The organism is Affinirhizobium straminoryzae, from assembly GCF_007004135.1.
GTDB classification, from domain to species: domain Bacteria; phylum Pseudomonadota; class Alphaproteobacteria; order Rhizobiales; family Rhizobiaceae; genus Neorhizobium; species Neorhizobium straminoryzae.
In genome coordinates, this window is the sequence record NZ_VJMG01000003.1 from 115,283 (window position 1) to 127,651 (window position 12,369).

The following is a 12,369-nucleotide window of genomic DNA, read 5'->3' on the forward strand; positions in this document are numbered from 1 at the left end:
TTTTCAAGGTTTGACGTCAATGATTGCTTCTTCCCAGACGATCGAAGCGCCGGATGCCGACTGGTGGCGCGGCGCGGTCATCTACCAGATCTATCCGCGCTCCTATCAGGACTCGAACGGTGACGGCATCGGCGATCTGAAGGGCATCACCGCCCGCTTGCCGCATATCGCGGCCCTCGGCGCCGATGCCATCTGGATCTCGCCCTTCTTCCCGTCGCCGATGAAGGATTTCGGCTATGACGTCTCGAACTACACGGATGTCGATCCGATGTTCGGCACGCTGTCCGATTTCGATGCGCTGATCGCCGAGGCGCACCGCCTGCAGATCAAGGTGATGATCGACCTCGTCATCTCCCACAGCTCCGACCAGCACGCCTGGTTCGTCGAAAGCCGTTCCAGCCGCGTCAACCCGAAGGCCGACTGGTATGTCTGGGCCGATCCGAAGCCGGATGGTACGCCGCCCAACAACTGGCTGTCGATCTTCGGCGGATCCGCCTGGGCCTGGGATCCGACGCGCATGCAGTATTACCTGCACAACTTCCTCACCTCGCAGCCGGACATGAACCTGCACAATCCCGAGGTTCAGGATGCGCTTCTCGATGTGGTGCGCTTCTGGCTGAAGCGCGGCGTCGATGGCTTTCGTCTCGACACGATCAACTTCTACTTCCATGACCGGGAATTGCGGGACAATCCGTCGCTGGCGCCCGAGCGGCGCAACGCCTCCACGGCGCCGGCGGTCAATCCCTATAATTTCCAGGAGCACCTCTACGACAAGAACCGCCCGGAGAATCTCGAATTCCTCAAGCGGTTCCGCGCCGTGCTGAACGAATTCCCGGCTATTGCCGCTGTCGGCGAAGTGGGCGACAGCCAGCGCGGCCTGGAAATCGTCGGGGAATACACCTCCGGCGGTGACAAGATGCAGATGTGCTATGCCTTCGAATTCCTGGCGCCGGATGCGCTGACACCGGCCCGCGTTGCCGAGGTGCAGAAGGACTTTGCCGCGGCAGCACCGGAAGGCTGGGCCTGCTGGGCCTTCTCCAACCATGACGTCGTGCGCCATGTCTCGCGCTGGGGAGCAGACGTCCTCGATCGGGATGCCTATGCCAAGCTGCTCTCCGCCATCCTTCTGACACAGCGCGGTTCGGTCTGCATCTATCAGGGCGAGGAACTGGGCCTGACGGAAGCCGACATTGCCTATGCGGATCTGCAGGATCCCTATGGCATCCAGTTCTGGCCGGAATTCAAGGGCCGCGACGGCTGCCGCACGCCGATGGTCTGGGATGACCATGCCGTGCAGGCGGGTTTTTCCACCGCGGAGAAGACCTGGCTGCCGATCCCGGTCGAACACCAGCTGCGCGCCGTCAACGTGCAGCAGGGCGTGGAAACCTCGGTCATGGAGCAGTATCGCCGCTTCCTGGCTTTCCGTCGCGCGCATCCGGCCTTTGCCAAGGGTGACATCGCCTTCCTGCCGCCGACCGACAGCGTGCTCGCCTATACCCGCAGCCTCGGCAACGAGACGCTGCTGTGCCTGTTCAACATGAGCGCAGGCGACGTGGTCGCCGAACTGCCCGATGGTGCATGGGAGGTGTTGACCGGCCATGGCTTCGAGGCAGTGGTCGAGGGGCGCTCGGTCACTCTGCCGGCCTGGGGCGCGTTCTTCGCGCGGCTTGCCTGAGGCATTTCGAGATCGGATCCGGGAAGGCTGCCTTCCCGGATCCCTGACACACACGACAACCGTGCCCGAGGCGTAAAGCGGGTCAAAGGCTTGAGAAGGGGAGAGACATGGCTGGCTTGGTGCTGAAGGATATCCGCAAGGCCTACGGGCAGGTGAAGGTGCTGCACGGTATCGACCTCGACATCCGCCAAGGCGAGTTCGTGGTCTTCGTCGGGCCGTCCGGCTGCGGCAAGTCCACGCTGCTGCGCATGATTGCGGGTCTCGAGGAGATTTCCAGCGGCGACATGTTCATCGATGGCAACCGCGTCAACGAGGTGCCGCCGTCGAAGCGCGGCATTGCCATGGTCTTCCAGTCCTATGCGCTCTATCCGCACATGACGGTCTACGACAACATGGCCTTCGGCATGCGCATTGCCGGCGAAAGCAAGCAGGAGATCGACCGTCGCGTCCGTTCCGCCGCCGATATCCTGCAACTTACCCAGTATCTGGAGCGTCTGCCGAAAGCGCTGTCCGGTGGCCAGCGCCAGCGCGTCGCGATCGGCCGCGCCATCTGCCGCAACCCGAAGGTCTTCCTGTTCGACGAGCCCCTGTCCAACCTCGATGCAGCCCTTCGCGTGGCCACCCGCATCGAGATCGCCAAGCTCAACGAGAGCATGCCGGACACCACGATGATCTACGTCACCCACGATCAGGTGGAGGCGATGACGCTGGCCGACCGGATCGTGGTGCTGTCGGCCGGCCGCATCGAGCAGGTCGGCGCGCCGCTGGAACTCTACGAGCGGCCGCAGAACCTGTTCGTCGCCAAGTTCATCGGCTCGCCTGCCATGAACATCATCCCCTCGACGGTGGCCGAGACCGGCGATACCACCCGGCTTTCGCTCAGGGGCGGCAAGGTGATCTCGGTTCCGGTCGCAACCTCTGCGTCGGAAAAGGGCAAGGCCGCAAGCTTCGGCATCCGCCCCGAGGACCTGACCGTCACCACCGGCGAGGACTATCTGTTCGAGGGCAAGGTCTCGATTGTCGAGGCGCTCGGCGAAGTGACGCTGCTCTACATCGAGGGCCTTTCCGACGAGGAACCGATCATCGCCAAGCTGCCCGGCATCTTCAAGGTGGAGAAGGGGGCGACGCTGCGTTTTGCGGCCGATCCGGCCAAGATGCATCTCTTCGATGCCAGCGGCCAGACCTATCGTCGCTGACGCCTCAATCCTTTCCGCTTTCTTATGGGGCACCCTGATCCGTGGGTGCCGTCCATACCCTCTGTTAAGGTTCCGGACCTAGGATCAGGGCAGGTGCAGTCGCATATTGCTGAGGCCGTCATGTCCGGACAACCGAGCCATTATCTGAAGAAGGAAGAGTCTTTCATGTATGACCGCGAAACGCGGTTCCGCCTGGAAGACACCATGAATGCCGGCCGGATCGAGTATACGGAAAAGCACGTGATGCACATGGCCTCGCGCCGCTGCGACGTGATCCGCATCTCGATGAGCGGCGCCGTGCTGGCACTGCTCACCCAGTACAATCTCCCCAAGGAATTCGTGCTCGACATTCCCGATGCGCGCATCATGAAGATCGGCTGCATCCTGATGCGGGTGAACAGCAACAACACGATCGACGTGCGGTTCCTCAGGATGTTGACGCAGAAGGAACTCGACCGCATCTTCATCTTCTCGACCCATCCGGCCCACAAGGACAAGAAGCTGGACGTGAGAAGCTGGTAAGGGAGCGTTCGCTTCCTCAGCCTCAGGCCTTGTTCAGCGCCTCGATCACCAGCGCCTTCAGCTTCAGCTCCGGTACTTCGGCAAAGGTCAGGTCCTCGCGGCCAAAATAGGCCTTGCGGTTGATCGCCGACCAGTCGTTGCAGGCAATGATGTAGCTCTGCTTGCCGGCGGCGAGTGCCGGTGCCGCATAGAGGAAATCGCCGGTGCGGGCGGAAAGCGGCACGTCGCCATCCTGGTTGCAGCGGGCAAGGATGGCGGCAAGCGTTGTCGCATCCACCTCGGCCTTCATGATCTTGCCCTCGAAACGCAGCGCCGCATTGTAATCGAAGCGGCTGACCTCGCCCCTGGGAAGGCCGGTGCCGAAGGAGGTGTGGCCGATGAAGCCGATATCGGCGCCGACCTTTGCGGCAATGGCGGCGGCCGTGAAGCGGGCGGTTTCGCCGAGCGTCAGCGGCTTTGCCGTGCGGGCAATCACGCTGCGGTCTTCGGCGGTCAGATGCCTGTCGAGAACGGTTGCGATCGTGCGCTTCAGGTCCGCTGCCGCCGGGCCGTCGCGCTCGATGGAGATTCGCTCGAGGGTGGCTGCGGCACCCGGCGTGGTGATGGTCGCGACCGTCATCAGCGAGGCCCAGGAGCCGGTATGCACATAGCGCGTCCTGCCCTGTTCATGGGCCAGCGTCAGGTGGTCGTGACCGCCGATCATCAGCGTTGCATCGGGCAGCATCGGCAGGATATCGCGATCCGGCACCACGCCGGCATGGCTGAGGACGATATTGACGCTGCCGCTTTTCAGGATGGCGGGCAGGTTGGCCTTGGCCCATTCCACCGGCTGCGGCACGTCGATCAGGTCGCGCGTCGCCTTGGGATAGGTGCCGATGGCATTGGTGCCAAGGGCGGCGATGTTGAGCGTCATGCCGCCGGCAGACAGCGTGGCGGAGGCCTCCGCATAGGGCTTGCCGGTGCGCTTGTCGTTGATGTTGCTCAGCACGGTGACCCCGAGCGAGCGGGCCTTCTCGACGAAATGGGCGAGATCGTTGTCGAAATCGGGCTCGTGATTGCCGATGTTGAAGACGGTCGGCGCAAGCCTGGCAAGCGTGCGGAGGAAGGCCCAGTCGGCCTCGCCGCCGGAGCGTGCGGCCGCGACATTGCCGGATTCGAACAGATCGCCATTGAACAGGATCACCTGTGGCCGGCTTGCCGAGGCAACGCGGGTCTCAACGACCTGCAGCAGTTCGGCCATCCGCTCATAGGCCGAATGCAGGTCGGAGAGAATGATGAGATCGACGCCCGGCTCGGCCGCACGGGCGACAGTACCGGCCAGCGGCAGGAGGGCGGCGGAGGAAAACAGGCCGAGAACGGCGCGGCGGTTGAGCAGCATCTGGACAATCCCTTTTTCGGAAATGCCTCGCCCTAACAATGCTGTACGACACGGCTGTGACGTCCTGATCGGCGAGCGTCCTTCCATCCCTATCATCCTTTTCATCTCGGCCGGCAACCGACATCCCGGCCACCTGCCTCATGCCGGGGCTTGCGAACCGGACGACTGGCCTTCCTGCAGCAGCCAGGTCTGGAACAGCCGGGCATGTCGCACGGAATGACAGGTGCGGGAGATGACGACGTGGAAATCCTCCATCCGCAGAGCCAGCTGGGGAAAGAGTGGCGTCAGTCTTCCGGCCGCGACATCCGCCGCCACCAGCGCGCTTGGCCCCATTGCGATGCCGACGCCGTCGATTGCGGCCTGCAGCGAATGGTACAGCGGTTCGAACCGCAACTGGGCGGCGCCCGCGAGATCTGGCATGCCGGCTTCACGCAGCCAGAGCGCCCAGAGGCTTGCAACCGATTCCGCATGCAAGAGTGTGTGCGCGGCAAGATCGGCCACCTGTCCCACGGGCCTCTTTGCCAGAAGATCAGGGCTTGCCACCGGAAGGCAGGTTTCGGAGAGAAAGGCCGTGCTCGTCTCCCCGAGATGTCCGCGCCGGATCGCGAGATCGAAGTGTTCGCAAAGGGTCTCGAGCGGTTCGATGGAGGCGGAGAGCCGGATTTCGATATCGGGATGCTGCGACGTAAAGCGGGGAAGGCGGGGAATGAGCCACCGCATCGTGAAAGTCTGCGGCGCGCTGATGCGCAGCACTTCCCGGGCATCCCGACCCGCCAGTTGCTCGCTCGCCCTGGCGAGATCATCCAGAACGCGCGTCGTCTCGATCAGGAACTGCTGCCCCTCCGCCGTCAGAGCAACCCCCCGGCCGTCGCGCGCAAACAGGCTTGCGCCCAGCCAGCTCTCGAGAATGCGGATCTGGCGGCTGATCGCGCCATGCGTCACGCCCAGCTCGCTTGCCGCCAGCGTCAGGCTGCCGCGTCGTCCTGTGGCTTCAAAGGCCTTGACGGCATTCAGCGGAGGCAGGCGTCGATGCATCTGTGAGTTTTCCTGAGGTTTTGCGCAGGATAACTCAGTTGTCGCGCGCGGAAAAGCAGCAGAGAAAAGCCTTGTCCTTCAAGGAGTTTCCCGATGCAGACAAACGAAGTCTCCGACGGCCCGACCGTCATTCGCCCCCTTCTCCCGACCGATTCCATCGCCGATCTGACTGATCTGCTGCACCGGGCCTATCGCCGGCTTGCCGACATGGGATTGCGCTACATGGCAACCCATCAGAGCGAAGAGGTGACCCGCGAGCGGATTGCCCAGGGCACCTGTCTCGTGGCGCTGCAGGATGGGAGGATCTGCGGGACGATCCTCTTCCGGAACCCGCAGCAGACGTCGGGATGCCGCTGGTATGATCGCCAGGAGGTCGCGTCTCTCGCCCAGTTTGCCGTTGATCCGGACCTTCAGGCACAAGGGCTCGGTCTGCGCCTGCTGAGACAGGTCGAGGTCATGGCTCTCCGCGCGGGGGCAGGGGAAATCGCGCTCGATACCGCAGAGCCCGCCACGCATCTGGTTGCCTGGTATACGCGCCTTGGATATCGCTTCGTGGAACATGCCCGCTGGTCCCACACCAATTATCGAAGCGTGATCCTCAGCAAGGCATTGAGCGATGCGGCGGCCTGACATGTTCAAGCTGCTGCACCTTTCCGATCTTCACCTGACGCCTCCCGGTGTCGCGTTGCACGGTCTCCGGCCGGATATGCAGCTTGAGTGCTGCGTCTCGGACATTCTGGTGGATCATGCCGATGCGGATCTTTGCGTCGTTACCGGCGATCTGACGCATGACGGGCTGCCGCTCGCCTATCATGAGGTGCGGCGGCAGTTGATGCGGCTTCCCATGCCGGTGCATGTGATGATCGGCAATCACGACGATCGCACCGCGTTCCGGTCGGTCTTTCCGGAAGCCTGTGCCGCCGATGGTTTCGTCCATCAGGTGATCGATACGGATGCCGGCCGCATGGTCCTGCTCGATACCCATGAACCGGGTAGCGCCGGAGGCCGGCTGTGCGAGGTGCGTCTGGCCTGGCTGAGGGCAAGGCTTGCGGAGAGTGGGTCGGACCCGGTCTATCTGTTCACCCACCATCCGCCGGTTCGGGTCGGTCTGCAGCGCATGGATGCCATTTGCCTGCGGGATGCCGAGGCGCTCATGGCGGCTCTTTTGCCCTTCCGCGAAAGAATCCGACACCTGTTCTTCGGTCACCTGCATCGGGCTGTTTCCGGCACGCGGCGGGGCCTGCCGTTCAGCGGTGTGCGGGGAACGAGCCACCAGATCGCGCTGGATTTCACAACGCCGCATGTCGCACCCGTCAGCTTCGAGACACCGGGTTACGGTGTCGTCTTCATCGATACCGACAGCATTGTGGTGCATCACGCGGAGATCAAGCCGCAGCGCTGAGGATGGCAGCAGCCGGGCAATATTGCCCGTCTGCCACCTCCATGGCTTGTCTCAGGCGAAGAACACGCTCGCGCCCTGGTCCGCCGGGCCGACATGCTGGCGGAAGGGGGCGAAGAGTTCGCGGCCCATGCCGAAGTCATTGCCGGTAAGGTCCGCCTCAACGGCCGGACGGGCGGCGAATTCGGCGGCATCCACCAGCACTTCCAGCGTTCCGTTGACGGCGTCGATGCGGATCATGTCGCCATTCTGGATCTTGGCGATCGGGCCGCCATCCGAGGCTTCCGGCGTGACATGGATCGCGGCCGGCACCTTGCCGGAGGCGCCGGACATGCGGCCATCGGTGACGAGCGCCACCTTGAAGCCGCGATCCTGCAGCACGCCGAGCGGCGGGGTGAGGCGATGCAGTTCCGGCATGCCGTTCGCCTTCGGGCCCTGGAAGCGGACCACGGCGACGAAATCCTTGTTGAGTTCGCCCTTCTTGAAGGCGTCCTGCAGTTCCTGCTGGTCGTGGAAGACTACGGCCGGTGCCTCGATCACGTGGCGCTCCGGCTTGACGGCGGAAATCTTGATGACGCCCTTGCCGAGATTGCCGTGCAGCATCTTCAGGCCGCCATTGGCCTGGAAGGGGCTTTCGATGCGCGTCAGCACCTTCGGATCGCCGCTCTCCTCCGGGCTCTCCTCGCGCACCACCATGCCGTTTTCATCGAGTCGCGCCTCGACCGTATAGGCGGCAAGGCCCTGGCCGAAGACGGTGCGCACGTCGTCATGCACCAGGCCGGTCTTCAGGAGCTGCTTGATGAGGAAGCCCATGCCGCCGGCGGCGTGGAAATGGTTCACGTCGGCAAGCCCGTTCGGATAGACGCGGGCAAGCAGAGGCACAGTGTCGGAAAGTTCCGAAATATCCTGCCAGGTCAACACGATGCCGGCGGCGCGCGCCATGGCGACGAGGTGCATCGTGTGGTTGGTGGAGCCACCCGTGGCATGCAGGCCGACCACGCCATTGACGATGGAGCGTTCATCGATCATCTCGCCGGCAGGCGTGAATTCGTTGCCGAGCGCGGTAATCGCAAGCGCCCGCTTGGCGGCTTCCCTGGTCAGCGCCTCGCGCAGCGGCGTGCCCGGATTGACGAAGGAGGCGCCGGGCATATGGAAGCCCATGATCTCCATCAGCATCTGGTTTGAATTGGCCGTGCCGTAGAAGGTGCAGGTGCCGGGGCCGTGATAGGATTTCGATTCCGCTTCCAGCAGTTCGGCGCGGCCGACCTTGCCTTCCGCATAGAGCTGGCGGATGCGCGACTTCTCGTCGTTCGGCAGGCCGGAGGTCATCGGACCGGCCGGAATAAAGACGGAGGGCAGGTGACCGAAGGTCAGCGCCGCAATCACGAGGCCCGGCACGATCTTGTCGCAGATGCCGAGGAAAACGGCGGCATCGAACATGTTGTGGGAAAGGCCGATGCCGGCCGCCATGGCAATTGCATCGCGCGAGAAGAGCGAAAGCTCCATGCCCGGCTGCCCCTGCGTCACGCCATCGCACATGGCGGGCACGCCGCCCGCCACCTGCGCCACGCCGCCGGCCTCGCGTGCGGCCTCGCGGATGATCGGCGGGAAGGTCTCGTAGGGCTGGTGGGCCGAGAGCATGTCGTTATAGGCCGTGATGATGCCGAGATTGGGCACGACGTCGCCAGCGAGCGCGGCCTTCTCGGCGGGGGAACAGACTGCAAAGCCATGGGCGAGGTTGCCGCAGGAGAGCGTGGAGCGGTGCACGCCCTTGGCGGCCGCGCGCCGCACGCGGTCCAGATAGGCCTCGCGATGCGGTTTCGACCGTTCCACGATGCGCCGGGTGATCGCTTCAATGCTCGAATGGGCAGCCATATCATCCTCCATGGGCAAGGCTTGCGGCGGTTGGGAGGCCGCCGCGCCTGATGTTCTCTTGCTTTCGTTTGCCGCGCGTCCCCGCGCGTGATGGGCGCCTTGGCGTCAGGGCGCCCAGTAGATCTCGACCGGCGAGGTGGCACGGTTCAGAACGGCGCGCACCGGCATTTCCATCTCGTCGGTGCCGGCCAGAGCCTGCTCAAGCACGGCCTTCTTCGCTTCGCCCTCGATGTGCAGCACCAGGAAGCGCGCATCGGCGAGGCTTGGAAAAGTGAAGGTCAGGCGCTCTTCACCGGCCCCTTCGGCCATCATCGTCATCACGCCGCGCGGCGCATCGGGATCGATGGCGCGGGCAAGATGATTGCCGCCGGGGAAGAAGGAGGCCGTGTGCCCGTCACCGCCCATGCCGAGGATCGCCACATCGAAGGGATTGCCGATGTCCTCGGTCTTTTCGGTGGCGATCGCGGCGGCCTGCAGCGCGGAGGCCACATCGTGATAGAGCGGCACGAAGATGGCGCTCGCCGCCTTGTTCCGGAGAAGGTGGGTTTCCACCAGCTGGTGGTTGGAGCGCGGATTGTCCGCAGGCACGAAGCGTTCGTCGACCAGCGTGATCGTCACCTTGTCCCAGGCGATGTCACGGGTGGAAAGCGCCTCGAAGAAGCGCTTCGGCGTGGAGCCGCCGGAGACGGCAATCGAGGCCACTCCCCGTTCGACAATGGCCTGTGCCAGGCGGGCCGACACATCGTCGGCCAGAAGTTCGGCCAGTTCGGCGGTGTTGGCGAAGCTGTGCAGGGTCGATGCCATGGGTCAGCCCTCGTGCCAGGTGCGGCCATCGCGCTCGATCAGCGCAATCGCCTGGCTCGGCCCCCAGGTGCCGGCGGTATAGCCCTGTGCCGGCTGGCCGGTGAGTTCCCAGCCCTTCAGGATCGGATCGACCCATTTCCACGCGGCCTCCACCTCGTCGCGGCGCATGAACAGCGTCTGGTTGGAGCGGATCACGTCCATCAGCAGGCGCTCGTAGGCATCGGGATTGCGCACGTTGAAGGCGGCGGCGAAGCTCATGTCGAGCGAAACATTGCGCAGGCGCATGCCGCCCGGACCGGGGTCCTTGATCATCAGCGACTGCTTGACGCCCTCATCCGGCTGCAGGCGGATGATCAGCTGGTTGGCCGAAATGCGGCCGGCGGCCGGATCGAAGATGTTGTGCGGGATCGGCTTGAAGGTGATGACGATTTCCGACATGCGGCTCGCCAGCCGCTTGCCGGTGCGGATGTAGAAGGGAACGCCCGCCCAGCGCCAGTTGTTGATCTCGGCCTTGATGGCGACGAAGGTTTCCGTGTTGGATATGCCGCCGGCCAGCTCTTCGAGATAGCCCTTGACGGGACCGCCGGAGGATGCCCCGGCGCGATACTGGCCGCGCACGGTCATCTGCTCGACATTGGCATCGGTGATCGGGCGCAGCGCCCGCAGCACCTTCAGCTTCTCGTCGCGCACGGCCTCGGAATCCATGGAGGAGGGTACTTCCATGGCGACAAGGCAGAGCAGCTGCAGGATGTGATTCTGCACCATGTCACGCAGCGCACCCGCCGTGTCGTAATAGCCGGCGCGACCTTCGAGACCGACGGATTCGGCCACCGAAATCTGCACATGGTCGATGTACTGGGCGTTCCACAGCGGCTCGTAGAGCGCATTGGCAAAGCGCAGCGCCATCAGGTTCTGGACGGTTTCCTTGCCGAGATAATGGTCGATGCGGAAGATCTGCTCTTCCTTGAACACCTTGCCGATCGTGTCGTTCAGCTCAAGCGCCGAGGAGAGGTCGCGGCCGATCGGCTTTTCCACCACGATGCGGGTGGACTTGGTGATCAGCTTGTGGTCGCGGATCTTTTCCGAGATGGCGCCGAAAATGGCCGGAGACACGGCGAGATAGAAGGCGCGTACCCGCTCCTTGCCTTCGTCCAGCAGCTTCTTCAACTGGTCCCAGCCGGCATCGGTCTTGGCATCGACGGAGACGTAGAACAGACGGGCGAGGAACTTGGCCACTTCCGCCGTGTCGTATTCGCCGTCCTTGAGGTGCTTTTTCAGGGCCTCGTCGGCGAACTTGCGAAATTCCTCGTGGCTCATCGGCGTGCGGGCGGCGCCGATCACGCGGGTCGGCTCTGTGAACTGTCCCTCGATCTGGCGGTGGTAAAGGGCCGGAAGCAGCTTTCGTTCGGCAAGGTCGCCATTGCCGCCGAAGACGACATAGTCGAAGGGTTCCACGGGGATGATCTGACTGCTCATGCCTGGTTCTTTCGAAGTCTGAGGGTTGAGGACTACATAATCTAATCGATTTAAAAAAGCCAGCCCCCGTCTTGGGGCAAAGCGTCACATTGGCGTCAGTCCCGGGGTTGACATCCCCTTTGGCGCCGACGCGGGCGCATCAAAGCCGGTCGCGCAGGGCGTACCAGGTCAGCGCCAGAAACAGCAGCGGGCTGCGCAGTCGATCGCCACCCGGGAAGGGCGGAATCTTCAGTTCGCTGAACAGGCCGAGTTCGCTGGTGTTTCCAATCACGGCATCGGCATACATCTTGCCAGCATAATTTGACAACATGACGCCATGGCCGGAATAACCGGCAATCGAGGTGACGCCCGGCATCACCTCGCGCACGAAGGGCTTGCGGGGCATGGTAATGCCGACCGAACCGCCCCAGGCATGGGTGATTTCCACATCCTTCAGCGCCGGATAGATCTCCGCGATCTGCTTGCGGATATGGCGGGAGATGTCACGCGGGCTGTCGGCGGTATAGGCTTCCCGCCCGCCGAACAGCAGGCGCCCGTCGCGGCTCTTGCGGAAATAGCGCACAACGAAGCGCGAATCCGCCACCGCTTCCGCACCCGGCAGGATGTCGGGGAAGCGGTCGAGCGGCACGGTCGCGCCGATGAAGGAGCGGATCGGCATCACATGTGCTGCCGTTTCCCGTTCCAGCTTGCCGATATAGGCATTGGTCGCGAGCAGAACCCGCTCGGCGGTGATCGTTCCGCGCGGCGTCTCGATCCGCGTGCGGCCCTCAGATTGGGTGATGCCGGTGGCCGGCGTCATCTCGCAGATCCGGGCACCGGCTTCGGCCGCCACGCGGGCAAGCCCGATCAGCAGCTTCAGCGGATGAATGTGGCCGGTGCCGGCATCACGAACCCCGTGACGGTAGTGTGAGGAACCCAGTCGTTCGGCGGTTTCCGCCCGGTCCATGAAGGCGACATGCGGATAGTCGTAGCGTGTCGCGGACCTTCTGGCGACACGCTACGACTATCC

10 protein-coding genes and 1 pseudogene are annotated in these 12,369 nt (G+C 63.7%); 5 read left to right on the forward strand and 6 right to left on the reverse strand.

What is annotated here, in order from left to right:
• The first annotated feature begins 19 nt into the window (after positions 1-19).
• The 3 genes from bglA (at position 20) to FNA46_RS01090 (ending at position 3,393) form a co-directional block, all read left to right on the forward strand.
• Positions 20-1,675: a beta-galactosidase BglA gene (gene bglA / locus FNA46_RS01080; RefSeq protein WP_142880484.1), complete on the forward strand. Its 1,656-nt coding sequence runs from the start codon at positions 20-22 to the stop codon at positions 1,673-1,675.
• A 107-nt stretch (positions 1,676-1,782) separates the two neighbouring features.
• A complete protein-coding gene (locus tag FNA46_RS01085; protein WP_142880485.1) occupies positions 1,783-2,871 on the forward strand; it encodes an ABC transporter ATP-binding protein in 1,089 nt (362 codons plus the stop codon).
• A gap of 165 nt (positions 2,872-3,036) precedes the next feature.
• Entirely contained in the window at positions 3,037-3,393 is a 357-nt protein-coding gene (locus FNA46_RS01090) for a hypothetical protein (RefSeq protein ID WP_185969679.1), read from the forward strand.
• 22 nt (positions 3,394-3,415) lie between these two features.
• Here FNA46_RS01090 and FNA46_RS01095 read toward each other — a convergent pair whose 3' ends face one another.
• Positions 3,416-4,771: a metallophosphoesterase gene (locus FNA46_RS01095; protein ID WP_142880487.1), complete on the reverse strand. Its 1,356-nt coding sequence runs from the start codon at positions 4,769-4,771 to the stop codon at positions 3,416-3,418.
• A gap of 138 nt (positions 4,772-4,909) precedes the next feature.
• Positions 4,910-5,806, reverse strand: coding sequence for a LysR substrate-binding domain-containing protein (locus FNA46_RS01100; RefSeq protein WP_142880488.1), 897 nt, complete (start codon positions 5,804-5,806; stop codon positions 4,910-4,912).
• Positions 5,807-5,899: 93 nt separating this feature from the next.
• On the opposite strand from FNA46_RS01100, the gene FNA46_RS01105 reads away from it, so the two are divergent.
• Together FNA46_RS01105 and FNA46_RS01110 are read left to right on the forward strand one after the other, a co-directional pair.
• Positions 5,900-6,436 (forward strand): GNAT family N-acetyltransferase, encoded by a 537-nt coding sequence (locus tag FNA46_RS01105; RefSeq protein WP_142880489.1) that lies wholly within the window; start codon positions 5,900-5,902, stop codon positions 6,434-6,436.
• 1 nt (position 6,437) lies between these two features.
• Positions 6,438-7,208, forward strand: coding sequence for a phosphodiesterase (locus FNA46_RS01110; protein ID WP_185969678.1), 771 nt, complete (start codon positions 6,438-6,440; stop codon positions 7,206-7,208).
• A gap of 51 nt (positions 7,209-7,259) precedes the next feature.
• Here the strand turns inward: FNA46_RS01110 and edd are convergent, their stop codons facing one another.
• The 4 genes and pseudogenes from edd to FNA46_RS01130 form a co-directional block, all read right to left on the reverse strand.
• Positions 7,260-9,080 carry a phosphogluconate dehydratase gene (edd, locus tag FNA46_RS01115; protein WP_142880491.1) on the reverse strand — a complete coding sequence of 607 codons (1,821 nt, stop codon included), beginning with the start codon at positions 9,078-9,080 and terminating at the stop codon, positions 7,260-7,262.
• 105 nt (positions 9,081-9,185) lie between these two features.
• Entirely contained in the window at positions 9,186-9,884 is a 699-nt protein-coding gene (pgl, locus tag FNA46_RS01120; protein ID WP_142880492.1) for a 6-phosphogluconolactonase, read from the reverse strand.
• A 3-nt stretch (positions 9,885-9,887) separates the two neighbouring features.
• Positions 9,888-11,360, reverse strand: coding sequence for a glucose-6-phosphate dehydrogenase (gene zwf, locus FNA46_RS01125; protein ID WP_142880493.1), 1,473 nt, complete (start codon positions 11,358-11,360; stop codon positions 9,888-9,890).
• Between the two features lie 139 nt (positions 11,361-11,499).
• Positions 11,500-12,351 (reverse strand): annotated as a pseudogene (locus FNA46_RS01130) (NAD(P)/FAD-dependent oxidoreductase); the annotation flags it as partial.
• Positions 12,352-12,369 lie beyond the last annotated feature (18 nt).

Excerpts from the sequence above, each read along its gene's own strand:
- edd (WP_142880491.1), bottom strand. The coding sequence starts at position 9,080 with ATGGCTGCCCATTCGAGCATTGAAGCGATCACCCGGCGCATCGTGGAA.
- FNA46_RS01105 (WP_142880489.1), top strand. The coding sequence starts at position 5,900 with ATGCAGACAAACGAAGTCTCCGACGGCCCGACCGTCATTCGCCCCCTT.
- FNA46_RS01085 (WP_142880485.1), top strand. The coding sequence starts at position 1,783 with ATGGCTGGCTTGGTGCTGAAGGATATCCGCAAGGCCTACGGGCAGGTG.
- FNA46_RS01100 (WP_142880488.1), bottom strand. The coding sequence starts at position 5,806 with ATGCATCGACGCCTGCCTCCGCTGAATGCCGTCAAGGCCTTTGAAGCC.
- bglA (WP_142880484.1), top strand. The coding sequence starts at position 20 with ATGATTGCTTCTTCCCAGACGATCGAAGCGCCGGATGCCGACTGGTGG.
- FNA46_RS01095 (WP_142880487.1), bottom strand. The coding sequence starts at position 4,771 with ATGCTGCTCAACCGCCGCGCCGTTCTCGGCCTGTTTTCCTCCGCCGCC.
- FNA46_RS01110 (WP_185969678.1), top strand. The coding sequence starts at position 6,438 with ATGTTCAAGCTGCTGCACCTTTCCGATCTTCACCTGACGCCTCCCGGT.
- zwf (WP_142880493.1), bottom strand. The coding sequence starts at position 11,360 with ATGAGCAGTCAGATCATCCCCGTGGAACCCTTCGACTATGTCGTCTTC.
- FNA46_RS01090 (WP_185969679.1), top strand. The coding sequence starts at position 3,037 with ATGTATGACCGCGAAACGCGGTTCCGCCTGGAAGACACCATGAATGCC.
- pgl (WP_142880492.1), bottom strand. The coding sequence starts at position 9,884 with ATGGCATCGACCCTGCACAGCTTCGCCAACACCGCCGAACTGGCCGAA.